Origin of the sequence: Klebsiella sp. JB_Kp042 (assembly GCF_040065275.1) — a bacterium.
Lineage (GTDB): Bacteria > Pseudomonadota > Gammaproteobacteria > Enterobacterales > Enterobacteriaceae > Klebsiella > Klebsiella quasipneumoniae.
This window is the reverse complement of the sequence record NZ_JBEAJL010000082.1, coordinates 83861-108906: the sequence shown is the minus strand read 5'-3', so window position 1 is coordinate 108906 and position 25046 is coordinate 83861. Positions and strand designations below refer to the sequence as shown.

19 protein-coding genes are annotated in these 25046 nt (G+C 60.7%); 10 read left to right on the top strand and 9 right to left on the bottom strand.

Features of this window, described 5'->3' with window-relative positions:
• Nucleotides 1–89: 89 nt before the first annotated feature.
• Nucleotides 90–1562: a dipeptide/tripeptide permease DtpB gene (gene dtpB, locus ABLV54_RS13710; RefSeq protein WP_049013010.1), complete on the top strand. Its 1473-nt coding sequence runs from the start codon at nt 90–92 to the stop codon at nt 1560–1562.
• A 145-nt stretch (nt 1563–1707) separates the two neighbouring features.
• Here the strand turns inward: dtpB and rsmJ are convergent, their stop codons facing one another.
• From rsmJ to ABLV54_RS13695, 3 genes are all read right to left on the bottom strand, one after another.
• Complete coding sequence (rsmJ, locus tag ABLV54_RS13705; RefSeq protein WP_032429010.1) at nt 1708–2460, bottom strand: 16S rRNA (guanine(1516)-N(2))-methyltransferase RsmJ; 753 nt, start codon at nt 2458–2460, stop codon at nt 1708–1710.
• 7 nt (nt 2461–2467) lie between these two features.
• Complete coding sequence (gene prlC, locus ABLV54_RS13700; protein WP_050534349.1) at nt 2468–4510, bottom strand: oligopeptidase A; 2043 nt, start codon at nt 4508–4510, stop codon at nt 2468–2470.
• 182 nt (nt 4511–4692) lie between these two features.
• Complete coding sequence (locus ABLV54_RS13695; protein ID WP_050534348.1) at nt 4693–5964, bottom strand: phosphatase PAP2 family protein; 1272 nt, start codon at nt 5962–5964, stop codon at nt 4693–4695.
• 193 nt (nt 5965–6157) lie between these two features.
• Between ABLV54_RS13695 and ABLV54_RS13690 the strand changes: the two genes are divergently transcribed.
• Entirely contained in the window at nt 6158–7000 is an 843-nt protein-coding gene (locus tag ABLV54_RS13690; protein WP_004204945.1) for a 23S rRNA (adenine(2030)-N(6))-methyltransferase RlmJ, read from the top strand.
• A 72-nt stretch (nt 7001–7072) separates the two neighbouring features.
• On the top strand, nt 7073–8425 hold the full coding sequence (gene gorA / locus ABLV54_RS13685) for a glutathione-disulfide reductase (RefSeq protein WP_050534347.1): 1353 nt from the start codon (nt 7073–7075) through the stop codon (nt 8423–8425).
• A gap of 32 nt (nt 8426–8457) precedes the next feature.
• Here the strand turns inward: gorA and ABLV54_RS13680 are convergent, their stop codons facing one another.
• Nucleotides 8458–9549 carry a serine hydrolase domain-containing protein gene (locus ABLV54_RS13680; protein WP_065882861.1) on the bottom strand — a complete coding sequence of 364 codons (1092 nt, stop codon included), beginning with the start codon at nt 9547–9549 and terminating at the stop codon, nt 8458–8460.
• Between the two features lie 196 nt (nt 9550–9745).
• Nucleotides 9746–10369, bottom strand: a complete 624-nt coding sequence (locus ABLV54_RS13675) for a glutathione S-transferase (protein WP_023291280.1) — start codon at nt 10367–10369, stop codon at nt 9746–9748.
• 126 nt (nt 10370–10495) lie between these two features.
• On the opposite strand from ABLV54_RS13675, the gene ABLV54_RS13670 reads away from it, so the two are divergent.
• From ABLV54_RS13670 to ABLV54_RS13660, 3 genes are all read left to right on the top strand, one after another.
• On the top strand, nt 10496–11644 hold the full coding sequence (locus ABLV54_RS13670; RefSeq protein ID WP_248861029.1) for an iron-containing alcohol dehydrogenase: 1149 nt from the start codon (nt 10496–10498) through the stop codon (nt 11642–11644).
• Nucleotides 11645–11883: 239 nt separating this feature from the next.
• Entirely contained in the window at nt 11884–13536 is a 1653-nt protein-coding gene (locus ABLV54_RS13665; protein WP_023291282.1) for an alpha,alpha-trehalase, read from the top strand.
• A 66-nt stretch (nt 13537–13602) separates the two neighbouring features.
• A complete protein-coding gene (locus ABLV54_RS13660; RefSeq protein ID WP_023291283.1) occupies nt 13603–14136 on the top strand; it encodes a GNAT family protein in 534 nt (177 codons plus the stop codon).
• Nucleotides 14137–14170: 34 nt separating this feature from the next.
• Here ABLV54_RS13660 and ABLV54_RS13655 read toward each other — a convergent pair whose 3' ends face one another.
• A complete protein-coding gene (locus ABLV54_RS13655; protein WP_023291284.1) occupies nt 14171–14929 on the bottom strand; it encodes an SDR family oxidoreductase in 759 nt (252 codons plus the stop codon).
• Between the two features lie 119 nt (nt 14930–15048).
• On the opposite strand from ABLV54_RS13655, the gene ABLV54_RS13650 reads away from it, so the two are divergent.
• The 3 genes from ABLV54_RS13650 to ABLV54_RS13640 all read left to right on the top strand — a co-directional run bounded on the left by ABLV54_RS13650 (nt 15049) and on the right by ABLV54_RS13640 (nt 18680).
• Nucleotides 15049–15948 (top strand): LysR family transcriptional regulator, encoded by a 900-nt coding sequence (locus ABLV54_RS13650; protein WP_023291285.1) that lies wholly within the window; start codon nt 15049–15051, stop codon nt 15946–15948.
• Between the two features lie 106 nt (nt 15949–16054).
• Entirely contained in the window at nt 16055–17086 is a 1032-nt protein-coding gene (yhjD, locus tag ABLV54_RS13645; protein WP_012967097.1) for an inner membrane protein YhjD, read from the top strand.
• 271 nt (nt 17087–17357) lie between these two features.
• Nucleotides 17358–18680, top strand: coding sequence for an MFS transporter (locus ABLV54_RS13640; protein ID WP_017900001.1), 1323 nt, complete (start codon nt 17358–17360; stop codon nt 18678–18680).
• 37 nt (nt 18681–18717) lie between these two features.
• Here the strand turns inward: ABLV54_RS13640 and ABLV54_RS13635 are convergent, their stop codons facing one another.
• Nucleotides 18718–20769: an AsmA family protein gene (locus tag ABLV54_RS13635; RefSeq protein ID WP_050534345.1), complete on the bottom strand. Its 2052-nt coding sequence runs from the start codon at nt 20767–20769 to the stop codon at nt 18718–18720.
• Nucleotides 20770–20963: 194 nt separating this feature from the next.
• Here ABLV54_RS13635 and ABLV54_RS13630 point away from each other — a divergent pair, with 194 nt between their 5' ends.
• Nucleotides 20964–21893 (top strand): sugar kinase, encoded by a 930-nt coding sequence (locus tag ABLV54_RS13630; protein WP_044525007.1) that lies wholly within the window; start codon nt 20964–20966, stop codon nt 21891–21893.
• A gap of 54 nt (nt 21894–21947) precedes the next feature.
• Here ABLV54_RS13630 and ABLV54_RS13625 read toward each other — a convergent pair whose 3' ends face one another.
• Both ABLV54_RS13625 and ABLV54_RS13620 read right to left on the bottom strand, forming a co-directional pair.
• Nucleotides 21948–23450 carry a pitrilysin family protein gene (locus ABLV54_RS13625; RefSeq protein ID WP_023291289.1) on the bottom strand — a complete coding sequence of 501 codons (1503 nt, stop codon included), beginning with the start codon at nt 23448–23450 and terminating at the stop codon, nt 21948–21950.
• 219 nt (nt 23451–23669) lie between these two features.
• Complete coding sequence (locus ABLV54_RS13620; RefSeq protein ID WP_023291290.1) at nt 23670–24956, bottom strand: dicarboxylate/amino acid:cation symporter; 1287 nt, start codon at nt 24954–24956, stop codon at nt 23670–23672.
• Nucleotides 24957–25046 lie beyond the last annotated feature (90 nt).

Here is a 25046-nt window from a genome sequence, read left to right as displayed (position 1 = left end):
ACCGCAGCATGGCGAGTTATCAGACATTTTCGGCGCGTTCTGGCATACGCGTTCATACTTTTTGGGAAAGTAATACAAGGCGAAGGAATATGAATACAACTGCACCTACGGGCTTGCTGCAGCAACCTCGTCCGTTCTTTATGATCTTCTTTGTGGAGCTCTGGGAACGTTTTGGCTATTACGGCGTTCAGGGGATCCTGGCGGTCTTCTTTGTTAAACAGTTGGGCTTCTCTCAGGAACAGGCCTTTATCACCTTCGGCGCCTTCGCGGCGCTGGTTTACGGGCTGATCTCCATCGGCGGCTACGTGGGCGACCATCTGCTGGGGACCAAACGCACGCTGGTGCTCGGCGCGATTGTGCTGGCCATCGGCTACTTTATGACCGGGATGTCGCTGCTGAAACCGCAGCTGATCTTTATCGCCCTCGGCACCATCGCCGTCGGCAACGGTTTGTTTAAAGCCAACCCGGCGAGCCTGCTGTCAAAATGCTATCCGCCGAAGGATGCCCGTCTCGACGGGGCGTTTACCCTGTTTTATATGTCGATAAACATCGGTTCGCTGCTGTCGCTGTCGCTGGCGCCGGTGATCGCGGAAAAGTTTGGCTACGCGGTGACCTATAACCTGTGCGGCGCGGGGCTGATTATCGCGCTGCTGGTCTACCTCGCCTGCCGCGGGATGGTGAAAGAGATTGGTTCCGAGCCCGATCATCGCCCCCTCAGCCTGCGCAATCTGGCGCTGGTGCTGGCCGGTACGGTGGTAATGATTTTTCTCTGCGCCTGGCTGATGCATAACGTGATGATCGCCAACCTGGTGCTGATTGTCCTGTCGGTCGTGGTCATTGCGTTCTTTTTCCGCGAGGCGTTTCGCCTTGATAAAACCGGCCGCAACAAAATGTTCGTCGCCTTTATCCTGATGATCGAGGCGGTGCTGTTTTACATTCTCTACGCCCAGATGCCGACCTCGCTGAACTTCTTCGCCATCAATAACGTCCATCATCAGATCCTGGGTTTTACCATCAACCCGGTCAGTTTCCAGGCCCTGAACCCCTTCTGGGTGGTGGTGGCCAGCCCGGTGCTGGCGGCGATCTACACCCATCTCGGCCACAAGGGTAAAGACCTGACCATGCCGGTGAAATTTACCCTCGGGATGTTCCTCTGCGCGCTGGGCTTCCTTACCGCCGCGGCCGCCGGGATGTGGTTCGCCGACGCCCAGGGATTAACCTCGCCGTGGTTTATTGTGCTGGTTTATCTGTTCCAGAGCCTGGGCGAGTTGCTGATCAGCGCCCTGGGGCTGGCGATGGTCGCCGCGCTGGTGCCGCAGCATCTGATGGGCTTTATTCTGGGGATGTGGTTCCTGACCCAGGCCGCCGCGTTCCTGCTCGGCGGCTATGTGGCGACCTTCACCGCGGTGCCGGAAAATATCACCGACCCGCTGCAGACGCTGCCCGTTTACACCAGCGTGTTCAGTAAAATTGGCCTGGTGACCCTGGGGGTCACGGTGGTGATGGCGCTGATGGTGCCGTGGCTGAACCGGATGATTAATACCCCGGCCAGCGCCGAGTAACCGTTTAAGATGGCCGATCCGCACTGGCGCCGTTTGTTCAAATATTACGGTTCCCGGCTTGCGCTACGCTGAGCCGGGCTACAATGCGGTAGCCCGGATAAGGCGCGTTGCGCCGCTATCCGGGAGATACCACCACGGCGTAATATTACGCCGGCGTGCCGGCGTAAATATCAAACCGATGCCCTTTGGTCACCACCGCGTTCGGCGTGGCGACTTCCGCCAGCGGCGGCGCGTAATCCGGGCGCTTCACCACCACCCGTTTGGTCGCCAGCTGGCGCGCCGGGGCCAGCAGGCCATCGGCGTCTAAATCGGGCCCCACCAGCGACTGAAAGACGCGCATCTCTTTCTTCACCAGCGCGCTTTTCTGCTTATGCGGGAACATCGGGTCGAGGTAGACCACCTGCGGACGCGGGGTAATATCGGTCAGCGCCGTCAGGCTGGAGGCGTGGATCAGCTGCAGCCGCTCCTGCAGCCAGCCGCCGATTTCCGCATCGGCATAGCCGCGGGCCAGGCCATCGTCGAGCAGCGCGGCGACCACCGGATTACGCTCCAGCATCCGCACGCGACAGCCGACCGACGCCAGCACAAAGGCGTCACGCCCCAGGCCGGCGGTGGCATCGACGACATCCGGCAGATAATCGCCTTTAATACCGACCGCTTTGGCCACCGCTTCACCGCGGCCGCCGCCAAACTTGCGCCGGTGGGCCATCGCCCCGCCGACGAAATCGACGAAGATACCGCCGAGTTTGGGCTCATCGCGCTTACGCAGCTCCAGATGCTCAGCGGTCAGCACCAGCGCCATCAGGTTATCGTCATCCTGCTCCAGCCCCCAGCGGGCGGCTAAAACAGATAAGGCGCCGTCTCCGGCGCCCGTTTCATCAATTAAGCAGATCTTCACCGCAGACTTAACCCTTGATCCCGTAATGCTCCAGCATCGCATCCAGCTGCGGCTCGCGCCCGCGGAAGCGTTTGAACAGCACCATCGGCTCTTCAGAACCGCCGCGACTCAGGATGTTATCGAGGAACGACTGACCGGTTTCACGGTTGAAGATCCCCTCTTCTTCGAAGCGTGAGAAGGCGTCTGCCGCCAGCACGTCAGCCCACAGGTAGCTGTAGTAACCCGCCGCGTAACCGCCGGCGAAGATATGGCTGAAGGCGTGCGGGAAGCGGCCCCAGGTTGGGCCCGGCACCACGGCGACCTGCTTTTTAATCTCCGCGAGGGTCTCAAGGATTTTCGCCCCCTGCTCCGGCTTGTACTCCGCGTGCAGGCGGAAATCGAACAGGCCGAACTCCAGCTGGCGCAGAATAAACATCGCCGCCTGGTAGTTTTTCGCCGCCAGCATTTTCTCCAGCAGCGCCTGCGGCAGCGGTTCACCGGTTTCATAATGACCGGAGATAAAGGCCAACGCTTCCGGCTCCCAGCACCAGTTTTCCATAAACTGGCTCGGCAGCTCGACCGCGTCCCACGGCACCCCGCTGATGCCGGAAACCCCGGCGGTATCGATGCGGGTCAGCATGTGGTGCAGACCGTGGCCGAACTCGTGGAACAGGGTGATTACTTCGTCGTGGGTGAACAGCGCCGGTTTGCCGTTGACCGGACGGTTGAAGTTACAGGTCAGGTAGGCGACCGGCTTCTGCAGGGAACCATCCAGCTTACGCATCTGGCCGACGCAGTCGTCCATCCACGCCCCGCCGCGCTTGTGCTCGCGGGCATACAGGTCGAGATAGAAGCTGCCGCGCAGCTCGTCGTGTTCGTCATACAGCTCGAAGAAGCGCACTTCCGGATGCCACACGTCGACATCGGTACGCTCTTTGGCGGTAATGCCGTAAATGCGCTTCACCACTTCAAACAGACCGTTAACGGCTTTGTTTTCCGGGAAATAGGGGCGCAGCTGCTCATCGCTGATGCTGTAGAGATGCTGTTTCTGTTTTTCGCTGTAGTAAGCGATGTCCCACGGCTGCAGCTCTTCGACGCCGAACTCGGCTTTAGCGAAAGCGCGCAGCTGGGCCAGCTCTTTTTCGCCCTGCGGACGGGCGCGTTTTGCCAGGTCGGTGAGGAAATCGAGCACCTGCTGCGGATCCTCCGCCATTTTGGTGGCGAGGGATTTAAAGGCGTAGCTGTCAAAGCCCAGCAGCTGCGCCAGCTCGTGGCGCAGGGCGAGGATCTCCGCCATCACCGGGCTGTTATCCCATTTACCGGCGTTTGGCCCCTGGTCGGAGGCGCGCGTGGAGTAGGCGCGGTACATCTCTTCGCGCAGCGCCTGATTGTCGCAGTAGGTCATCACCGGCAGGTAGCTCGGGATATCCAGGGTCAGCAGATACCCTTCCTGCTCTTTGGCCTGGGCCTGCGCCTGAGCGGCGGCCAGCGCGCTTTCCGGCATACCGGCCAGATCGGCGACGTCGGTCACCAGCTTGTTCCAGCCCATGGTGGCGTCAAGGACGTTGTTGCTGTACTGGTTGCCCAGCTCAGAGAGGCGCGCGGCGATTTCACCGTAGCGTTTCTGCGCCTCCGGCGGCAGGCCAATACCGGATAATTCGAAATCGCGCAGCGCGTTATCCACCGCTTTTTTCTGCGCGGTATTCAGCGTGGCGTAGTTATCGCCATCGCGCAGATCGCGGTAGGCTTTATACAGGCCTTCATGCTGGCCGACCCAGGTGCTGTACTCGGAGAGCAGCGGCAGCGTCTGTTCGTAGGCCTCACGCAGTTCCGGGCTGTTTTTTACCGAATTGAGATGGCTGACAGGCGAGAAGATGCGTCCCAGTACATCGTCCACTTCCGCCAGCGGCTGGCAAAGATTTTCCCAGCTATACGGCGCGCCGTGCGCCACCGCGCTTTCCACCGCGGCCCGGCAATCCTCCAGCGCTTTGGTGACCGCAGGGACCACGTGCTCTGGTTTGATCGCAGAAAAAGGCGGCAGGGAAAAAGGCGTCAGTAATGGATTGGTCATATGCGCTGTCCTGTTGAAAAGGGTGAGTGAAGCGCGCGTCCGGCGCTTATGCATGAGATCTAGAATGGGGGATAGTTGGGGGAATTTCAATGACGGGCGGTGCGTCAGCCTGGGTATTGCTGCGATAAGTCCGCCCGTTGCCGGAAAAGCGCGACACGCGGCGCAGCGTGCCGGAAACCGCATTAATGCCTTTTTTGCGCCATCTCCCAGGCCGCCGACAGATTCAACCGCTGCCAGAACTGCTGTTCGGGGGTGGCGCCGGACAGCGGGTAGCCCGCCGGCAGCGCGGTGTTGACCATCAGCGCCCGGCGCTGGGCCGCAGACAGCTGCGGCAGGGCAGCCTCCAGCAGCACTTCCGCCCCCTCCGGCGCCTGCAGGCGCGGCTGCGGACCCTTCTGCCGCGGCAGGTCGTAGGTCATGGCGAAACGAGTGAAATCACGCATCGCCGGATCGCGCCATGGATCGTCTTTCACGCTGCTCTTCGCGCACTCGGCAAGCGACGTACCGCAGGCTTTCGCCAGCGCGGCGCGCAGCTGATCGCGGGCTTCGTTAAATAATACCCGGTAGCGCGGATCGTTAAGATAATGGGCCACGTTGCGCTCGGCCACCATCCGCGAGCCGATCACGTCCAGCGGATAGTGGACGCCCAGCACAATGCGCGAGTAGCCATAGCGGGCGCCGCGCGCCACCAGCGCGTCGTAGCGCTCCGGGATCATCGCCGCCAGCAGCAGCGCATCGGTATAGCCAGTGTTGGTGTGGCCGCTGGGGAACGAGCCGCCGTCGGCGGTATAGGGCTGGTTATCCTTCACCACCACGTCGTCCGGCACCAGGTGAATGGTGTTGCCCTGGACCAGGAACGGCCGCGGATTGTGGAAGTGCTTTTTCGCCTCGCCGGTGCTGACTTCCGAGGCTTTGATCAGCGCCGCCGCTTTCCCCAGCGCGCCCTGGTCATAGGCGGTCAGAAACGCGTTGCCCAGACGAGGCCCCAGCGCGTCGCTGAGGAAATAGAGGTAGCTAATCCCTTGCGCATCGGCCAGCGCCTGACGGCGGGTGGTCTGTACGGCGTCGCGGTTGATGGCGGTCACCGTCGCCAGGTTCTGCTTCACGACGGTCTCCGGCAGACTGCTGAACGCCGACAATAGCGCAATATCCGCCTGCTGGTTTGCCCGGGTCTGGAAGTCGTAGCCGCTGGCCTTCAGCCAGGCGGTATCGGCCTGGGTTTTGTTTTGTTTCGTGTGCGCCAGCCGATCGCGGGTCAGCGTCGCGGCATCCCCTTGCAGCGCGTGGCGCAACTGCGCCAGCGCCTGTTGCTCAAGATCGTCATACGCCTGGCTGGAGGCAGCCAGCGTCACGCTATTGACGACGGCCGCCGCCCTGTTCAGCGGGATGTCTTTAGCCAGAACCGGTTGCGCCAGCAGCAGCGCGACGGCCAGCAGCGAGAGTTGCTTTTTCATTATTTTTCCTTTTATTCAAACAATTACCTTGCCTGTCTCCGACGCTAGCGCGGCCGTTTGACGCTTTTATGACAGCGTTATGTTTTGCAACGCTTTTGGCAGAAATGAAACAGCGCGGCGGCGCAGCGGTAATCTCGGCCGATCTGCGGTAAACTATCGGTTAACTTGTTTATTTCCCGGAATCTCTGCATCCATGCTCAGTTATCGCCACAGCTTTCACGCAGGCAACCACGCCGACGTCCTCAAACACACCGTTCAGAGCCTGATCATTGAAGCGCTGAAAGAGAAAGAAAAACCGTTTCTCTACCTGGACACCCACGCCGGCGCGGGCCGCTATCAGCTGAGCGGCGAGCACGCCGAGCGTACCGGCGAGTACCTCGAAGGCATCGCCCGCATCTGGCAGCAGGACGACCTGCCGGCAGAGCTTGAGCCCTATATTTCGGTGGTCGAACACTTCAACCGTAACGGCCAGCTGCGCTACTACCCGGGTTCTCCGCTGATCGCCCGCCAGCTGCTGCGCGAGCAGGACAGCCTGCAGATGACCGAGCTGCACCCGAGCGACTTCCCGCTGCTGCGCGCCGAGTTTCAGAAAGACAGCCGCGCGCGCGTCGATAAAGCCGATGGCTACCAGCAGCTGAAAGCCAAACTGCCGCCGGTCTCGCGCCGCGGTCTGATTCTGATCGACCCGCCGTACGAAATTAAAACCGACTATCAGGCGGTGGTGACCGGAATTAACGAAGGCTACAAACGCTTCGCCACCGGCACCTACGCGCTGTGGTACCCGGTGGTGCTGCGCGCGCAGATCAAACGCATGATCAAAGACTTAGAAGCCACTGGCATTCGCAAGATTCTGCAGATTGAGCTGGCGGTACGTCCTGACAGCGACCAGCGCGGCATGACCGCCTCCGGGATGATCGTCATCAACCCGCCGTGGAAGCTGGAGCAGCAGATGAACAATGTGCTGCCGTGGCTGCACAGCAAGCTGGTGCCGGCCGGTACAGGTCACACGACCGTCAGCTGGATCGTGCCGGAGTAATCGCAACCATCGGTGGAACCTTTTACGCCTCGCGTTACAATCGCGGCAATCAACGATTAAGGACATATGGGCATGAGCAAACATTATGATTACCTCGCCATCGGCGGCGGTAGCGGCGGTATCGCCTCGATTAACCGTGCGGCCATGTACGGCCAAAAGTGCGCGCTGATTGAAGCCAAAGCGCTGGGCGGCACCTGCGTCAACGTCGGCTGCGTGCCGAAAAAAGTGATGTGGCATGCGGCGCAGATCCGCGAAGCGATTCATCTTTACGGCCCGGACTACGGTTTCGATACCACCATCAACCATATCGACTGGGAGAAGCTGGTCGCCAGCCGCAGCGCCTATATCGACCGCATTCATACCTCCTACGACAACGTGCTGGGTAAGAACAACGTCGACGTGATTAAAGGCTTTGCGCGCTTTGTCGATGCCCACACCGTGGAAGTGAACGGCGAGACCATTACGGCCGATCATATCCTGATCGCCACCGGCGGCCGTCCGAGCCACCCGACCATTCCGGGCGTGGAATACGGTATTGATTCCGACGGTTTCTTCGAACTGCCGGCGCTGCCGAAGCGCGTGGCGGTGGTCGGCGCGGGCTACATCGCCGTTGAGCTGGCGGGGGTGATTAACGGCCTCGGCGCTGAAACCCACCTGTTCGTGCGCAAGCACGCGCCGCTGCGCAGCTTCGATCCGCTGATCGTCGAAACGCTGGTGGAAGTGATGAACGCCGAAGGACCGCAGCTGCATACCAACGCCATCCCGAAAGCGGTGGTGAAGCATGCCGACGGCAGCCTGACCCTTGAGCTGGAAGATGGCCGCAGCCAGACCGTTGACTGCCTGATCTGGGCGATTGGCCGCGAACCGGCGACCGATAACTTCAACCTGGCGGCTACCGGCGTGAAAACTGACGATAAAGGCTACATCGTCGTCGATAAGTTCCAGAACACCAGCGTGCCGGGCATCTACGCCGTGGGCGATAACACCGGCGCCGTTGAGCTGACCCCGGTGGCCGTGGCCGCAGGCCGTCGTCTCTCCGAACGCCTGTTTAACAACAAACCGGAAGAGCATCTGGACTACAGCAACATTCCGACCGTGGTCTTCAGCCACCCGCCTATCGGCACCGTCGGCTTAACCGAGCCGCAGGCGCGCGAGCAGTATGGCGACGACGCCGTGAAGGTCTACAAATCCTCCTTCACCGCGATGTACACCGCCGTCACCTCGCACCGCCAGCCGTGCCGCATGAAGCTGGTGTGCGTCGGCCCGGAAGAGAAGATTGTCGGTATCCATGGCATCGGCTTCGGAATGGATGAGATGCTGCAGGGCTTTGCGGTGGCGTTGAAGATGGGCGCCACCAAAAAAGACTTCGACAACACCGTCGCTATTCACCCAACGGCGGCAGAAGAGTTTGTCACCATGCGCTAAGGCGCGCAGCCCCGTCTCCGGACGGGGCTTTTTTATTGCGCCGCCAGGTGACGCAGGATCTGGTGGCCGATATAATTGCTCCAGTTAAAGCTGTTTTGCAGCACCACCACCGCATTCTGATTCGCTTTATCAAAACCGATATAGCTCGAATAGCCGCCGATGTACCCCACCTGATAGGTTAATTGCTGCTCGCCGAACGTGTCTGTTACCCAGGCGATATTCGCCGCTTCAATCCGTCGCGGATAATAGTCGACGCTAACGTCGCGGAACGCCTGGTCCAGCGCCGCCTGACCGGTGGGCGCGAAGTGGGCGCGGGCATAGTGAATCAGATCCCCGGCGTCGCTGTACAAACTCGCCGCGCCGACCATGTTATGACGGAACTGCCAGTCCGGCGTCAGCGCGCCGCGGGGTTTAAACTTCGGCTGATCGCCAGCATGGCCCAGCGCCCGCCACGGATAATCACGCAGCGTTTGCGGCAGGAAGCTGGTGTTCCCCATCGCCAGCGGGCGGAAGATCATCCGCGAGGCCAGCGTCTCAATCGATTCGCCAGTCTGGTACTGGAGAAGATAGCCGAGGATCGCGTAGCCGAGGTTGGAGTAACTCGGCGCCGGTTCCGCCGGGGCCTGGAAATGCTGCAGATAACTCAGTACGCCATCGGCATCGAGCTCATGGTAGAAGTTCTCGCCATCGTTGAGATAGGCCAGCAGGTGCTCAAGCGACAGCATATTCATCGGTTGCCGCGGCAGCCCTGAGGTATGCGTCACCAGCTGCAGCAAGGTTATCTTACGGGCATCCTCACTCAGCGCGGTACCCGGCGGCAGCAGGGTCTGCAGCGTGTCGTGCCAGTGGAAACGGCCTTCGTTCACCAGCATCGTGACCACTTCGGCGGTAACCCCTTTGCTCAGCGAGCCGAGGGCAAACAGCGTATGCGGGGTTATCGGGTAGCGATGTTGGTCATCGGTCACGCCGAAGCAGTGAAACTCCGCCGGGCCGTTATGATGAATAATTGCCACCACCATGCCGCTGACCTGCTTCTCGCGCATGTAATGCCTGACATAATCATCGACGGAAAGCCGCTGACCGTTGCGCCCTGTCAGACTGGTTTCATTGCTGGGCGGGCTCATTTGCGACAGCGTGCCGGAACAGCCTGAAATCAACAGTAATGCCAGTAGCACAAGGCCTAACCGTTTTTTCAAACTGCACCTGCCTGCCACACGTTATTTGGGATGGGATAAAAAAACAGACGCGGGATCGTAGCGGCATTACCCCGCCAGTGCAAAGCGAATACGCTGAAAAATCGATAAGGCCCTGGCCCGTTCGCTACGCCACGCCGTTATTTCCATGGCGCATAAACGCCGGGCGCTGATTGAGCGCCATATACCAGCGCTCCACGGCCGGCATTTCCGGATGGGCAAAGGGCGTCATCTTCCAGCGATGCACCGACAGGCCCAGCACAATATCAGCCAGGGTGAAGCGCTCGCCGGCGACCCACGCCCCGGTCCGCTGCAGCTGCGCTTCGACAATGCGCACGCAGTGGGTCCAGGCGGCAATGCTCTCTTTAATCGCCGCCGGATCCTGAAAGCGGGGATCTTTACGCACCAGCCCCATAAAAGCATGGCGCCAGGCATTATTGAACTCGGTCGCCTGCCAGTCCATCCAGTGCTCCACCTCGGCGGCGGGCTGCGGCCCGGCGGGCAGCAGATCCCAGCGCTCCGCTTTTCGCGCCAGATAGCGGCAGATACTGTTCGACTCCCAGAGCACAAAGTCATCGTCCAGCAGCACCGGCACCAGGCTGTTAGGATTCAGGCGCTGAAATTCGGGGGTGTCCAGGGGCTTAAACCCGCTGCCGTAATCCTCCTGCTGGTACGCCAGCCCGATCTCCTCGCAGGTCCACAGCACTTTCCGTACATTGATTGAAGAGCGTTTGCCCAGAATTGTTAGCATCGTCAGCGATTCCTCAGCCATAAAAGAGAGTTCATTCACTCTACTCTATTGCCAGCCAGCAACAAGGCAGAGCGCTGGATAATGTGTATAGTTGATTCCAGCCTGTTTGCCGAAAAGGAACCCGACATGTTGACCCCTTTTACCGTTTTGATGCCTGAAAATATTCGTTTTGGCCGCGGTCAGGCCCAGAGCGCCGCCCCCTGGCTGGCGCAGCAGGGCGGTCCAGTTCTGCTGGTGCATGGCGCCAGCCCGCAGCGGGCGGCGTTTCTCCGCCATCAGCTGGAGGCGCTGCAGCTGGCGGTCACGACGCTGGCGATAAGCCGCGAACCCTGGCTTATCGATATTGAGCAGGGCGTCCAGCTGGCGCGCGAGAAAGGGATCAGGGCAGTGGTTAGCCTCGGCGGCGGCGCGGTGATTGACGCCGGTAAAGCGATTGCGGCGCTGGCGCCCGCCACCGGCCCGCTGGTCGACTATCTGGAAGTCGTGGGAACCGGCCGTCAGCTGGAAGCCAGCCCGCTGCCGTTCGTGGCGATCCCCACCACCGCGGGCACAGGCGCGGAAGTCACTAAAAATGCGGTGATCAACGTCGTGGAACAGCAGCGGAAAGTGAGCCTGCGCGACGACCGGATGCTGCCTGACCTGGCCATTGTCGACCCGGCGCTAACCGACAACGCGCCGCGCAGCATCACCCTGAGCTCCGGCCTCGACGCCCTGACCCAGGTGATCGAGCCCTGGCTCTGCAGCCGGGCCACCCCTTTCACCGACGCCCTCTGTCAGCAGGCGATCCCGCGCGGCATCCGCGCGCTGAAGGTTCTGATGGAAAAAGAGTGCCCGGCCAGCCGCGACGAGATGGCTTGGGTCAGCCTGTGCGGCGGAGTGGCGCTGGCGAACGCCGGGCTGGGGGTGATCCACGGCCTCGCCGGCCCGCTGGGCGGCCTGAGCCGCGCCTCGCACGGCGCCTTATGCGGCAGCCTGCTGCCGTTTGGGCTGGCGCTGAATGAGTCGCAGATAAACGACCCCGCCCTGCGCCAGCGCTTCAACGACGTTCGCCGCTGGCTGGCCGAGGGGCTGGAGGTCCCGGCGGATCGGGTCTGGGACAGCCTGCGGGAATGGAGCCATCGCGCCGGTCTCGGCACCCTGCGCGACCTCGGCGTGGCGCGCGACGCCCTGGAGCCGGCGGCGCTGGCCGCCAGCACCTCCTCGTCGATGAAGGCTAATCCGGTCAGCCTGAGCAGCGAACAGCTGCTGAAGATGCTGGAGGCGGCGTGGGAGTGAGCGCGCCGGGATAAAATTTTGTTGCATAATGAATGCTCCGAATTTTATCTTCACCTAATCGCGGACTTATTAATTATTTATCAATGTGTTAATTAGAAATCACCGCGTCCCCTGCAGGCGAAAAAGCGTGATCTAACGCACAGTTTACTTCACACTCACCGAAGCGACTGTCTACGCTTAAATGACAAGGCCGGGTACGCCCGGCCGCGAACTCACGCTATCCGGAGGTCCGTATCGCTATGTTCAGCCAGAAATTACGCCACGTTGAAGACGACGAGTTAAGGATCGACATCGATCCCTGCTACGAAGCCGATCCGTACGAATTAAAGCTGGATGAGATGATTGACGCTGAACCGGAGCCTGAGGTGATCGAGGGGCTTCCGGCCTCCGATGCCCTCACCCCGGCGGATCGCTATCTTGAGCTGTTTACCAACGTGCAGAAATCACGCATTTTTGCCGACAGCAAAACTTTTCCCGACTGCGCGCCGAAACACGACCCGCTGGACATCCTGCGGAACTACCGGAAGGTCAAACGCCAGCCCGATTTCGACCTGCGGCAGTTCGTTGAGGATAATTTCTGGCTGCCGGAGAGCCATACCGACGTCTACACCTCCGACCCCAGCCTGACGCTGAAAGAGCATATCGATAAACTATGGCCGGTGTTGACCCGCGAGCCTCAGGATCATATCCCCTGGTCATCGCTGCTGGCGCTGCCGCAGGCCTATATCGTGCCCGGCGGTCGCTTTAGCGAAACCTATTACTGGGACTCTTATTTCACCATGCTGGGGCTGGCGGAGAGCGGCCGGGAAGATCTGCTGAAATGCATGGCCGATAACTTCGCCTGGCTGATTGAAACCTACGGTCACATTCCGAACGGCAACCGCACCTACTACCTCAGCCGCTCGCAGCCCCCGGTGTTCGCCCTGATGGTCGAACTCTTTGAAGAGGACGGCGTGCGCGGCGCGAAGCGCTATCTGGATCATCTGAAGATGGAGCATGCCTTCTGGATGGACGGCGCCGAGTCGCTGATCCCGCATCAGGCGTATCGGCACGTGGTGCGCATGCCGGATGGCTCCCTGCTCAATCGCTACTGGGACGACCGGGACACGCCGCGGGATGAATCATGGCGCGAGGACGTGGAGACCGCCCGACACTCCGGACGGCCGGCCAATGAAGTCTACCGCGACCTGCGGGCGGGCGCCGCGTCCGGCTGGGACTACTCCAGCCGCTGGCTGCGGGATATCACGCGACTGGCCAGTATCCGCACCACGCAGTTTATCCCCATCGACCTGAACGCCTTCCTGTTCAAGCTGGAGACGACCATCGCCAACCTCTCCGGCCTGAAGGGCGATCGCGAGACGGAAGCAGCCTTCCGCCAGAAGGCTCAGGATCGGCGGGCGGCGGTTAACCGCTATCTGTGGGACGATGAGAACGGCTGTTTTCGCGATTATGACTGGCGCCGCGAACAGCTGGCGCTGTTTTCCGCCGCCAGCATTGTCACCCTTTACGTCGGCCTGGCGACCCACGAACAGGCGGAACGCCTTGCCGATGCGGTGCGGGCCCGCCTGCTCACCCCCGGCGGGATCATGGCCACCGAATACGAGAGCGGCGAGCAGTGGGATAAACCCAACGGCTGGGCGCCGCTGCAGTGGATGGCGGTGCAGGGATTTAAACGCTACGGCCAGGATCCGCTGGGCGATGAGATCGCCTGGAGCTGGCTGCAGACGGTCAACCACTTCTACAAGCAGCACCACAAGCTGATTGAGAAATACCACATCGCCACCGGCGTTCCGCATGAGGGCGGCGGCGGGGAGTATCCCCTGCAGGATGGCTTCGGCTGGACCAACGGCGTCGTGCGCCGGCTGATTGGCCTCTACGGCGAGCCAACCTAGTCGGGCTGTTCCCGGCGGCCTTCTCCTGCTATGTTCAGAGGATTCGCCCTGCCCGGAATGACGCTTATGCCTGAACTTCTGACGCCGCGCCTGCGCTGCTCACCGCTGCAGCTGGACGACTGGTCGTTTTTTCTTTCCCTGCAGCAGGATCCGCAGGTCATGCTTTACGTGGCCGACCCCAGGCCGCAGGCGGCCATCCGCGAGGCGTTCGATTCGCGGCTGCCGCCGTGGACGCCCGGGGATGAACACTGGCTGTGCCTGGTGGTGCGCGACAGGCTGACCCATACCCCGCTCGGCCTCACCGGTTACCAACATCATCAGCGCGACATTGCCGAGGTCGGCTTTCTCTTCGCTCCGGCGGCGCAGGGTCGTGGCTACGGCTACGAATCGCTGCGCGCGCTGTGCGACTACGCCTTCACCACCGGCGGCGTCCGCCGCCTGACCGCCAGCGTCACCGCCGGCAACGAGGCGTCCAAGCAGTTACTGCTCAAAGCCGGCTTCCGGCTGGAGGGGGAGCTGCGTGAGAACTACTGGCTCAACGGGCGCTGGCACAACGACTGGCTGTTTGGTCGGCTGCGCGCGGAGGGCGATGCGCCCTAGCGCACCGCCGCTCACGGTCTGACGACAGCGGGGTTCAGAGGAACATCCCTCCCGAGACTTCCACGCGCTGCGCGTTCATCCACGCCAGCTCATCGCTGAGCAGGGCGGCGATGGCGTCGCCGATATCATCCGGTAGCCCGACGCGCCCCAGCGCGGTCTGGGCGGCGATATGCCGATTCACCTCGGCGTTATCGCGCACCACCCCGCCGCCAAAGTCGGTCTCAATGGCCCCCGGCGCGATGATGTTCACCGATATCCCCCGTCCGCCCAGCTCTTTCGCCTGATAGCGGGTCAGAACCTCCATCGCCCCCTTCATCGCGGCGTAGGCCGCATAGCCCGGCAGGGCAAAGCGCGCCAGGCCGCTGGAAACGTTGAGGATGCGCCCCCCGTCCTGCAGGAGGGGCAGCAGCCGCTGGGTCAGGAAAAACGGGCCTTTGAACTGGATGTTCATCAGCTCGTCAAACTGCGCTTCGCTGGTCTCGGCGAAGGGGACGTTGAGGCCGATCCCGGCGTTGTTCAGTAAATAATCAAAGGTGGTGCGTCCCCACTTCTGCGCCAGCACCTGCGCCACCTCGCTGGCGAAAGCGTCGAATGTTGAAGGATCGCCGACGTTCAGCGCCAATGCTGCCGCCTTCACCCCTTTTTGCTCAATCTCCGCCACCACCTCGAGCGCCGCCTGGCGGTTGCTGTGATAGGTCAGAAGAATGTCGGTTCCCTTCGCCGCCAGCTTCAACGCGGCGTTTTTACCCAGACCGCGGCTGCCGCCGGTCACTAAAGCGATACGTTGTGTCATCAGAAGACCCCTTTCAGGTTGCGTTGTGATTGTGTTCCAGCTTATTAACTGCCAGTGAAACAATAAATACGCTACATTACGTTTTACTGTTTCATTCACAACAACAATAGGCCATCGGCATGGATAAAATTCATGCAATGCAGTTATTCATTCGCGTAGCGGATCTGGAGAGTTTCTCCCGCGCCGCCGAGACCCTGGCGCTGCCGAAAGGCAGCGTCTCGCGGCAGATTCAGGCTCTGGAAAGCCATCTTGGCGTGCGGCTCCTGCACCGCACCACCCGCCGGGTTCAGCTCACCCAGGATGGAATGGTCTACTACGAGCGGGCGAAGGATCTGCTGAGCAACCTCGACGAACTGGACGGTATGTTCCAGCACGATCCGGCGAGCATCAGCGGCCGGCTGCGGGTGGATATGCCGGTCGGTTTTGCCAAAAAGCTGGTGATCCCGCACCTGCCGGCTTTTTTGCAGCAGTATCCGGGCATCGAACTGGAGCTGAGCAGCAGCGACCGGCTGGTGGACGTGATCCGCGAGGGGTTTGACTGCGTGGTGCGCGTCGGCGCGCTCAAAGACTCCGGGCTTATCGCCCGCCCGCTGGGCAAGCTGACGCAAATTAACTGCGCCAGCCCGGACTACCTGACCCGTTTTGGCTACCCGCAATCCCTGGAGGATCTGGCGGATCATGCCCTGATCCACTACGCCAGCACCCTCGGGGTCCGTCCTTCCGGCTTCGAGGTGGTGATCGACGGCGCCGTGCGCTGGGTAAAAAGCGGCGGCATATTGACGGTCAACAGCACGGAAACCTATCAGGCGGCCTGTATCGCCGGGCTGGGAATTATTCAGGTGCCACGCACCGGCGTGCGCGAGGCGTTACGCGCCGGCGAACTGATTGAGATCCTGCCCCAGTACCGCGCTGAGCCGCTGCCGGTCTCGCTTATCTACCCGCACCGGCGCAATCTCTCCCGCCGCGTGCATCTGTTTATGGAGTGGCTGGGCGGGCTGATGAAAGATTACGTCGATTGATCCGCGCGGAGGGTGAACGGGGGGCGGGCAGATGCGTTCCTGCAGGATACGGCATTTAAGGTATACTTTTTGCTGAATCTCGCGGTAAAAAAGGAAGAAATCACGTATGACGCCGGAAAACGACGATCGACGCCCCCCACAGGAACCGGACACGCAGCCGGAGAAAAACAAAAGCCCCCTCGACGCTCTCAATGACACGGCCGTCGGGCAAAAAGCCAGCCAGGCGCTGAAGACCGTCACCGGAACGGCGGCCAAAGTGCAGCGCAACCCGGTGATCGCCCACCTGATACGCGCCGCAGAGCGCTTCAACGACCGGCTGGGCAATCAGTTCGGCGCGGCCATCACCTACTTCTCGTTCCTGTCGATGATCCCGATCCTGATGGTCTCGTTTGCCGCCGCCGGCTTCGTGCTGGCCTGGCATCCGACCCTGCTGCAGGACATTTTCGACAAAATTCTGCAAAACGTCAGCGACCCGACGCTGGCGGCGACGCTGAAAAACACCATCAACACCGCGGTGCAGCAGCGCACCGCCGTCGGCCTCGTCGGCCTGCTGGTGGCGCTCTATTCCGGTATTAACTGGATGGGCAACCTGCGCGAAGCGATCCGCGCTCAGTCGCGCGACGTCTGGGAGCGCCGGCCGCAGGACGAGGAGAAAATCTGGATAAAATACTTCCGCGATCTTATCTCGCTGATCGGTCTGCTGGTGGCGCTGATTATTACGCTGTCGATCACCTCTGTCGCCGGTTCCGCCCAGCAGTTGATTATCTCCGCGCTGTATCTGGACAATATTGAATGGCTGAAACCCGCCTGGCGGCTGATCGGTCTCGCCATCTCGATTTTTGCCAACTATCTGCTCTTTTTCTGGATCTTCTGGCGGCTGCCGCGCCACCGTCCGCGGCGCAAAGCCCTGTTTCGCGGCACGCTTATCGCGGCGATTGGCTTTGAAATCATCAAAATCGTCATGACCTGGACGCTGCCGGCGCTGGTGAAATCCCCTTCCGGGGCAGCGTTCGGATCGGTGCTGGGGCTGATGGCCTTTTTCTATTTCTTTGCCCGCCTGACGCTGTTCTGCGCCGCGTGGATCGCCACCGCGGAGTATAAAGACGACCGGCGGATGCCGGGCAAAACCCACCGCTGAGGTATTGCGAGGATGAATAAAAGAGGCAAAATTCATCCTCGCGCTTGATTTCAGCAGATAAATCCAGGACGTAACTTTTATTTAACGAAAAACTGGTTTTATTCTCTATCTTTTTAATTGTGTGAAGCATTTCATAGAACTATTTTTTCTGGCGTAAAAATTATCCGCTTTTTGCCTCTTTTTTGCTCATTTTCCGCGTTTGTTACAGATTGAAATGTCCCGGTGGCTGTGGCTATATGGCTTTTCGTTCGCGCAAAAATAAGAAAGATCTATGCAAGCCACAGCCACCACACTCGAAAACACGCAGGAAACCGCCCCGGTCAACTCACGCAATAAAGTCGTTGTCGCCTCGCTCATTGGCACCGCCATTGAGTTTTTCGACTTCTACATCTATGCCACTGCCGCGGTCATCGTCTTCCCGCATATCTTCTTCCCGCAGGGCGATGCCGCCGCGGCCACCCTGCAGTCGCTGGCCACCTTCGCCATCGCCTTCGTCGCCCGGCCAATCGGCTCCGCGCTGTTTGGCCACTTCGGCGATCGCGTCGGCCGGAAGGTCACCCTGGTGGCCTCGCTGTTAACCATGGGGATCTCCACTGTGGTGATCGGCCTGCTGCCCGGCTATGAAAGCATTGGCATTGTCGCGCCGATGCTGCTGGCGCTGGCGCGCTTCGGTCAGGGACTTGGCCTCGGAGGGGAGTGGGGCGGCGCAGCGCTGCTGGCAACGGAAAACGCCCCGGCGCGCAAGCGCGCCCTGTATGGCTCCTTCCCGCAGCTGGGCGCGCCGATCGGCTTCTTCTTCGCCAACGGCACCTTCCTGCTGCTCTCCTGGCTGTTAACCGATCAGCAGTTTATGGAGTGGGGCTGGCGCGTGCCGTTTATCTTCTCCGCGGTGCTGGTGATCATCGGTCTGTATGTTCGCGTTTCGCTGCATGAGACCCCGGTCTTCGCCAAAGTGGCGGCGGCGAAAAAACAGGTCAAAATCCCGCTGGGTACCCTGTTGACCAAACACGTCCGCGTGACGGTGCTGGGCACCTTCATCATGCTGGCAACCTATACCCTGTTCTACATCATGACCGTCTACTCGATGACCTTCAGCACCGGCGCGGCGCCGAATGGCCTGGGCCTGCCGCGTAACGAAGTACTGTGGATGCTGATGATGGCGGTGATTGGCTTTGGCGTGATGGTGCCGATCGCCGGCCTGCTGGCGGACGCCTTTGGTCGTCGTAAGAGCATGATTATCATCACCACGATGATTATTTTGTTCGCCCTGTTCGCCTTTAAACCGCTGCTGGGTTCCGGTAACCCGCTGCTGGTCTTTGCCTTCCTGCTGTTGGGCTTAAGCCTGATGGGACTGACCTTTGGCCCGATGGGCGCGCTGCTGCCGGAGCTGTTCCCGACGGAAGTGCGCTACACCGGGGCGTCGTTCTCCTATAACGTGTCGTCGATCCTCGGCGCCTCGGTCGCGCCGTACATTGCCGCCTGGCTGCAGGGCAACTATGGCCTCGCGGCGGTCGGCACCTATCTGGCGGCGATGGCGGCGCTGACGCTGATCGCCCTGCTGCTGACCCACGAGACCCGCCACCAGTCGTTGTGATCCTTCGCCCTGACGCCGCTGGCGTCAGGGCTCTCCCCTACTTTTTCATCTGCGACAATATGGTCCGGCACTGGTTGCTATCGCCCTCCGCCGGGGATATCAGCGCCAGCAGCGCGGCAGCCGGCGTCACCAGGGTTGCCAGGGCCGCCGCTACCGCGCCGCGGACAATCAGCGGCCCGGCCTTCACCCCCGCCTGCGGCGATTTAAAGGTGCCGCGAACATACAGCGGGGAACGCAGAGTGATCACCCGAAAGCCTTTGCTTTCCGGATCGATGGTCAGGTCCAGCTGCTCGGAGGCGAAGCTGGCGGTCCCGGTCACATTGATCAGCGCGTTTTCCGTATCGAAGGCAAAAATCTGCGGCCGGGCGACGCCGTTGGTCACGTCGATATTGGCCGCCGCGCAGTTCACCCGAACCTCCTCATCGCCAAAAATCTGGCCGATCAGGTAGTTGCCGACGTTAAGGCCGAGAATTTCCATCAGGTTGCGACTGATCAGGCCGTCATTCATCAGCAGCTTCAGGTTGCCGTTGCTGTTGCCGAGCAGGGCCGCCACCGAGTTGCCGCTGCCGCGCAGCTGAACGTCGCCATTCATCTCGCCGAGGGTTTTCTGCATCATCTCGACGTTCGGCATCAGCGCCTTCAGCTTCAGGCGCCGCGCCTGCAGATTGGCCTCACCCTGCAGCGGCTTTTTATCGCCCTGCAGGTGCACGCTGCCGGCAATCGACCCGTTGGCCAGGCCAAAGCGCACCGGCTGCAGGCGCAGGTCGCCATCCTCCAGGATCACGTGGGTCGCCAGATCGCTGATCGGCAGCGTACCGCCGTGCTCAATTCTCCGGCCCTTAAAGCGTACATCGGCATCCATCACCTGCCATTTATCGGTTTCAAAGCGGTCCGCCGGCAGCACTTTACCCGCCGGCTGCGGCCGATCGCCCGCCTGGCGCGCAGCGCTTTTCTTCGTCCCTTTGCCGGAGTCGACGCCGATTAACGGCCCGAGATCCGCCAGCCGCAGCTGCTTCGACTCCATGTCGCCGCTGAGCTTCGGCCGCGGTTTGCCAGTGGTATAGGTCAGGGAACCATGAATGTCGCTATCGCCGATCCGGCCGTTAAAATTCTGATAGTCAAAGCGCATGCTGTTTTTCTGCTTAAAGTCGGCGCGCAGACGGCCGTCGGTGGAGAACGACGGCGTCTCCGGCAGCAGCACGCCGGTCAGGTCGTAGAGATCGCGCAGCGAATCGCCGGCGAATTTCAGCCGCAGGTCAATGCCGCCGACGTTGAGCGGATCGCTGACCGTGCCGCTGAACGCCACCCGCGTATTGCCGGAGCGGAAGTCGCCCTGCAGCGGGAAAGGCGTGCTTGCGCTGCGCAGAGCCAGCATGCCGCCGATTTTACCGTTGCCGGTGACCGGCTGGTCCTTATAGCGGCCCTTCAGCGACAGGCCAAAGACGTAGTCGCCTGGTTTCGCCGCGCTATGCCGATCCTTCGTGCCAGTGACTTCGCTGAACGGCAGCGGTTTGCCGAGGGGATCGACGAGGATGGTGATATCGCTGCGGGTGATCTTGTCATCAATGGCGATAGTCCCGCGATCGAAGAGAATGTTATCGAGGCGGAAAGACCAGCTGGAGGGGGCGCTGTCCCCCGCGGCACGCTGATCGCCAGCCAGCTGAAAGGTCCAGTTATTGTTGTCTTCCGCCAGGCGGATCAGCCGCACGTCGGGCTGTTCCAGCTTGATCCACGGCAGATACACCGTTTTGCTCAGCAGCGCCAGCGGGGCGAGGGTCGCCTCCACCCGCGGCAGGTGGATCATGGTCACCTGGGGAATGGCCGGCGGGTTGCCCAGCACGATATTTTCCGCGTGCACATGGGGCCACGGGATCCAGCTGCGCCAGCCGCGCTCCTCCGGCTGCCGCTCCCAGACCACGCCGAGATCGCCGCGGATGGCGAACGGGCGGTTCAGCTCGGCAGACACTTTCTGATTAATCGTCGGCTTCAGCCGGTTCCAGTCGAAGGTGGCCAACACGATAAAAAAGAGAACGATCAGCAACAGTATCGTTCCTGTGATGATAACCAACGTTTTACGGGTTCTGCTCATCCCTACTCCGCTCCTTTTGCATCACGTCAGTCCTGAATATAGTCAAAAAGCGGCGTTTCTCCTGGAAATGCGCTTTTCGTCACATTACGCGCGTCAGGTCAAAAAAATAATGGAACGATGTTTTAATATGATTGACCAGCAAAACAGCGCAGCGCACACTAGCGCTTATATCGATTCCATTGCAGGTTCTGGCTATGTCTAAAAAAATTGCCGTCATTGGCGAATGCATGATTGAGCTGTCAGAGAAGAACGGGGCCGTTAACCGCGGCTTTGGCGGCGATACCTTAAACACCTCGGTCTATATCGCGCGGCAGACGGATGCCAGCGCGCTGAGCGTCCACTACGTCACCGCGCTGGGAACCGATGCGTTCAGCCAGCAGATGCTCGACAGTTGGCAGCAGGAAAACGTCAACACCAGCCTGATCCAGCGGATGGCCGACCGCCTGCCGGGGCTGTATTACATTGAAACCGATGACGCCGGCGAGCGCACCTTCTACTACTGGCGCAACGAGGCGGCGGCAAAATTCTGGCTGGAGAGCGATCGCGCGGCGGCGATTTGCGAAGAGCTGGCCACGTTCGACTATCTCTACCTGAGCGGCATCAGCCTCGCCATTCTCAGCCCGGCCAGTCGTGCCAGGCTGTTCACGCTGCTGCGTGAGTGCCGCGGCAACGGCGGCAAGGTGATCTTCGACAACAACTATCGCCCGCGCCTGTGGGCCAGCCAGGCGGAGACGCAGCAGGTCTATCAGGAGATGCTCGCCTGCACCGATATCGCGTTTCTGACCCTCGATGATGAAGACGCGCTGTGGGGGGAAAAACCGGTCGCCGAGGTGATCGCCCGCACCCACGCCGCCGGCGTGGAAGAGGTGGTGGTGAAGCGCGGAGCGGATGCCTGCCTGGTCTCGGTGAGCGGGCAACCGCTGCGAGAAGTGCCGGCCGTCAAGCTGGCCAAAGAGAAAGTGGTGGATACCACTGCCGCCGGCGACTCCTTCAGCGCCGGCTATCTGGCCGTGCGCCTGACCGGCGGCGATGCTGAATCCGCCGCCAGACGCGGACATCTGACCGCCAGCACGGTGATCCAGTATCGCGGGGCGATCATCCCCCGGGAAGCAATGCCGCAATAATCCTCACCTGTAAGCGCTCTCCGGCCGCCGCTGGCGCGCCGGAGAGGCGTCAGGTTACTGCCCCGACGGGATGTCGCTGGCCTCGCTGTGGGCGTCAACCGTATCGGCGCTGCCGCTGGTCGCTGCGGTCGCCGGACTCGGCGCCATCAGTTTTTCCCACGTGGCCTGCAGCTCCTTCATGTTGTATTCCGGTTCGCCTTTCGGCTGCTGCAACACCAGCGCCATATCCTGAGACAGTTGCTGACGCAGGTACTGGTTCAGCATGTCCACCGTCAGGGAGTTGAGGAACTCCTGACGCAGCTTCTGGTACTGCTCCGGCGCGATATCCACCACCTGATTTTGCAGGGAGCGCATGCGCTGGCTCATCAGAATGTCGGTATCGGTGCGCGCATAGGTGGCAAACAGCTTCTGCAGCTCGAGGCTTTTCTGAGCGATAAGCGCGTCAAACTCCTCCTGCGGCAGGCCGTTGTCGCGCACTTTCGCCAGCTCGCGCGAGACCACGCTCAGGTTGTTATTCAGGCGCTCGCCCGGCGATTCGATGTTGATGGCGCATTGCGCGCGCTGATAGAGCACCCGGCAGTCAAAACCAAGACCAATATCCTTGACGTTATTTTTACTCAGGCTCTGCTGCACGTGCCAGAACAGCGCTTCGCGGGCGAGGTCGTCGCGCCAGTAGCGCTGCAGCGCCGCGGAGTCGCGGATCGGCTGCCAGGGGGCGTCCCACATGATGGACAGTTTGTCCTGGCGCACGGCGCTGGTCATGATGCTGACCGGCACGGTGGGCAGCGGCGATAAGGTCGGCACCGCCGCGGGCGTTTCCCGCTTGCCCTTCAGATCGCCAAAGGTTTTGCTGATTTGCTCAGCGACGCTGCGGCTGTCGACGTTACCCACCACGATCAGCGTCATGGCGTCGGGGGTGTACCATTTTTGATAAAAGTCTTTCAGATGCGCCACGTCGATCGGCTGCTTCAGCGGCGCGGCGGGATCGTGGCCCAGCATGGTGGAGCCCTTGAGGCGATAGCGCCACCAGCCCTCTTTGGTATCCAGCGGCCAGGTCGCCACCATGTCGTTGCCCTGCAGCGCGTGATTGATCGATTCAGGCGTAATGGTCAGTTTACCGCTGGCGTCCGCCAGCCAGCTCAGCGCCTCTTTCAGCAGATCGTTGCGGTTATTCGGCAGGCTGAGATTAAACATCGTGTAATCGTAGGAGACGATGGCCGGCGGCAGAGGACGCTTCGGGTCAATACTCTGCTGCCACAGCGAGCGCGCCTGCATCGTCGGCAGGCTGCCGCTTTGCGTCAACGCCAGACGGGGAATAAAACGGCTGAAGCCGCTCTGCTGAGTGCTTTCGCTCAGCGAGCCAATATTCACGGACAGACGGACTTCGATACGGTCGCTGGGACGCTGCGGCGTGGCCAGCACCTGCCACGACAACCCATTCGCTAAGGTCCCTTGTTGCCAGGCCGGATCAGGCTGGAGCGCTTCTGCCTGCACATAACCGGCCGCCGCTACCATCAGCAAACCGCCCGTTAAGAGTTTAATTGTTGTGCCCTGCATGTGAACCCCTGATGAACATTCCTGGTTACAACAGCATCCCACTGACGGGCTGCCGAAAAAAGTGAGAGTGAAATACGTCGGTTAGACCACACGGAGACGAAAATGTCGCATGACAACGTAAAATAATCATTTCGTGTCATTCCCGCCGGGCGGAAATGACCTCTAATTATGCGCAGGAGCCCGTACTCCAGCAAGGGAGTACGGGCCTAAGAGGAGGATTTAAGAGGATAATTCGTGCGTTTTGTTCGCGGGAACACGGTTATTCAGCACATCATCCATCTGTTTGGCATCGAGTTCTTTAACCCATTTCGCGACCACCACCGTAGCGACGCCGTTACCCACCAGGTTAGTCAGCGCACGGGCTTCGGACATAAAGCGGTCAATACCGAGGATCAGCGCCAGGCCAGCCACCGGCAAATGCCCGACGGCCGAGATGGTCGCCGCCAGCACGATGAAGCCGCTGCCGGTCACTCCCGCCGCCCCTTTCGAGGAGAGCAGCAGCACCACCAGCAGGGTGATTTGATGGAAAATATCCATATGGCTGTTGGTCGCCTGGGCGATAAAGACCGCCGCCATCGTCAGATAGATAGAGGTGCCGTCGAGGTTGAACGAATAGCCGGTCGGGATCACCAGGCCCACCACCGATTTACGACAGCCGAGCTTCTCCATCTTGTCGAGCATGCGCGGCAGCGCCGATTCGGATGAAGAGGTCCCCAGCACGATCAGCAGCTCTTCGCGGATATAGCGGATAAATTTAAAGATGCTGAAGCCGGTGGCTTTGGCGATTGACCCCAGCACCACCACCACGAACAGGATACAGGTGATATAGAAGCAGATGATCAGCTGGCCCAGCTGCACCAGGGTGCCGACGCCATATTTACCGATGGTGAAGGCCATGGCCCCGAAGGCGCCGATCGGCGCCAGGCGCATGATCATATTGATGATGCCGAAGATGACCTGCGAGAAACTTTCAATGACGTTGAAAATCAGCTGGCCCTTACTGCCCAGACGATGCAGGGCAAAGCCAAACAGAACGGCGAACAGCAGAACCTGAAGGATGTTGCCGCTGGCGAAGGCGCCAATGACGCTGCCCGGGATCACATCCAGTAAAAAGGCCACCACCCCCTGGTCTTTCGCCTGCTCAGCGTACACCGCCACCGCTTTCGCATCGAGCGTCGACGGGTCGACGTTCATCCCGGCCCCCGGCTGCACCACGTTGACAATAACCAGACCGATAATCAGCGCGATGGTGCTGACCACTTCGAAATAGAGCAACGCCACCGCCCCGGTACGGCCAACGGCTTTCATGCTCTCCATTCCGGCGATCCCCGTCACGACGGTACAGAAGATAACCGGAGCAATCACCATTTTAATCAGCTTAACGAAGGCGTCGCCGAAGGGTTTCATTTGCGCGCCCAGTTCCGGGTAAAAATGGCCCAGCAGAATACCGATCGCTATGGCCGTCAGAACCTGGACATAGAGGCTTTTAAAGATAGAGGTTTTCATAGGGTGTCCTTTGGGAATAACCACAGAGCAAGAAGGGATATTTGGCGTCTGTGGCTTAAAAATAACACCCTGGAAACATTTCAGAAATAA

Bases quoted from the DNA above. Each gene is read 5' to 3' on its own strand.
- ABLV54_RS13650 (WP_023291285.1), top strand. From the start codon at position 15,049: ATGGATAAAATTCATGCAATGCAGTTATTCATTCGCGTAGCGGATCTG.
- ABLV54_RS13695 (WP_050534348.1), bottom strand. From the start codon at position 5,964: ATGAAAAAGCAACTCTCGCTGCTGGCCGTCGCGCTGCTGCTGGCGCAA.
- dtpB (WP_049013010.1), top strand. From the start codon at position 90: ATGAATACAACTGCACCTACGGGCTTGCTGCAGCAACCTCGTCCGTTC.
- ABLV54_RS13655 (WP_023291284.1), bottom strand. From the start codon at position 14,929: ATGACACAACGTATCGCTTTAGTGACCGGCGGCAGCCGCGGTCTGGGT.
- ABLV54_RS13625 (WP_023291289.1), bottom strand. From the start codon at position 23,450: ATGCAGGGCACAACAATTAAACTCTTAACGGGCGGTTTGCTGATGGTA.
- ABLV54_RS13670 (WP_248861029.1), top strand. From the start codon at position 10,496: ATGTTGACCCCTTTTACCGTTTTGATGCCTGAAAATATTCGTTTTGGC.
- yhjD (WP_012967097.1), top strand. From the start codon at position 16,055: ATGACGCCGGAAAACGACGATCGACGCCCCCCACAGGAACCGGACACG.
- ABLV54_RS13680 (WP_065882861.1), bottom strand. From the start codon at position 9,549: ATGAGCCCGCCCAGCAATGAAACCAGTCTGACAGGGCGCAACGGTCAG.
- ABLV54_RS13660 (WP_023291283.1), top strand. From the start codon at position 13,603: ATGCCTGAACTTCTGACGCCGCGCCTGCGCTGCTCACCGCTGCAGCTG.
- ABLV54_RS13665 (WP_023291282.1), top strand. From the start codon at position 11,884: ATGTTCAGCCAGAAATTACGCCACGTTGAAGACGACGAGTTAAGGATC.
- prlC (WP_050534349.1), bottom strand. From the start codon at position 4,510: ATGACCAATCCATTACTGACGCCTTTTTCCCTGCCGCCTTTTTCTGCG.
- ABLV54_RS13635 (WP_050534345.1), bottom strand. From the start codon at position 20,769: ATGAGCAGAACCCGTAAAACGTTGGTTATCATCACAGGAACGATACTG.
- ABLV54_RS13640 (WP_017900001.1), top strand. From the start codon at position 17,358: ATGCAAGCCACAGCCACCACACTCGAAAACACGCAGGAAACCGCCCCG.
- ABLV54_RS13675 (WP_023291280.1), bottom strand. From the start codon at position 10,369: ATGCTAACAATTCTGGGCAAACGCTCTTCAATCAATGTACGGAAAGTG.
- ABLV54_RS13620 (WP_023291290.1), bottom strand. From the start codon at position 24,956: ATGAAAACCTCTATCTTTAAAAGCCTCTATGTCCAGGTTCTGACGGCC.
- ABLV54_RS13630 (WP_044525007.1), top strand. From the start codon at position 20,964: ATGTCTAAAAAAATTGCCGTCATTGGCGAATGCATGATTGAGCTGTCA.
- ABLV54_RS13690 (WP_004204945.1), top strand. From the start codon at position 6,158: ATGCTCAGTTATCGCCACAGCTTTCACGCAGGCAACCACGCCGACGTC.
- gorA (WP_050534347.1), top strand. From the start codon at position 7,073: ATGAGCAAACATTATGATTACCTCGCCATCGGCGGCGGTAGCGGCGGT.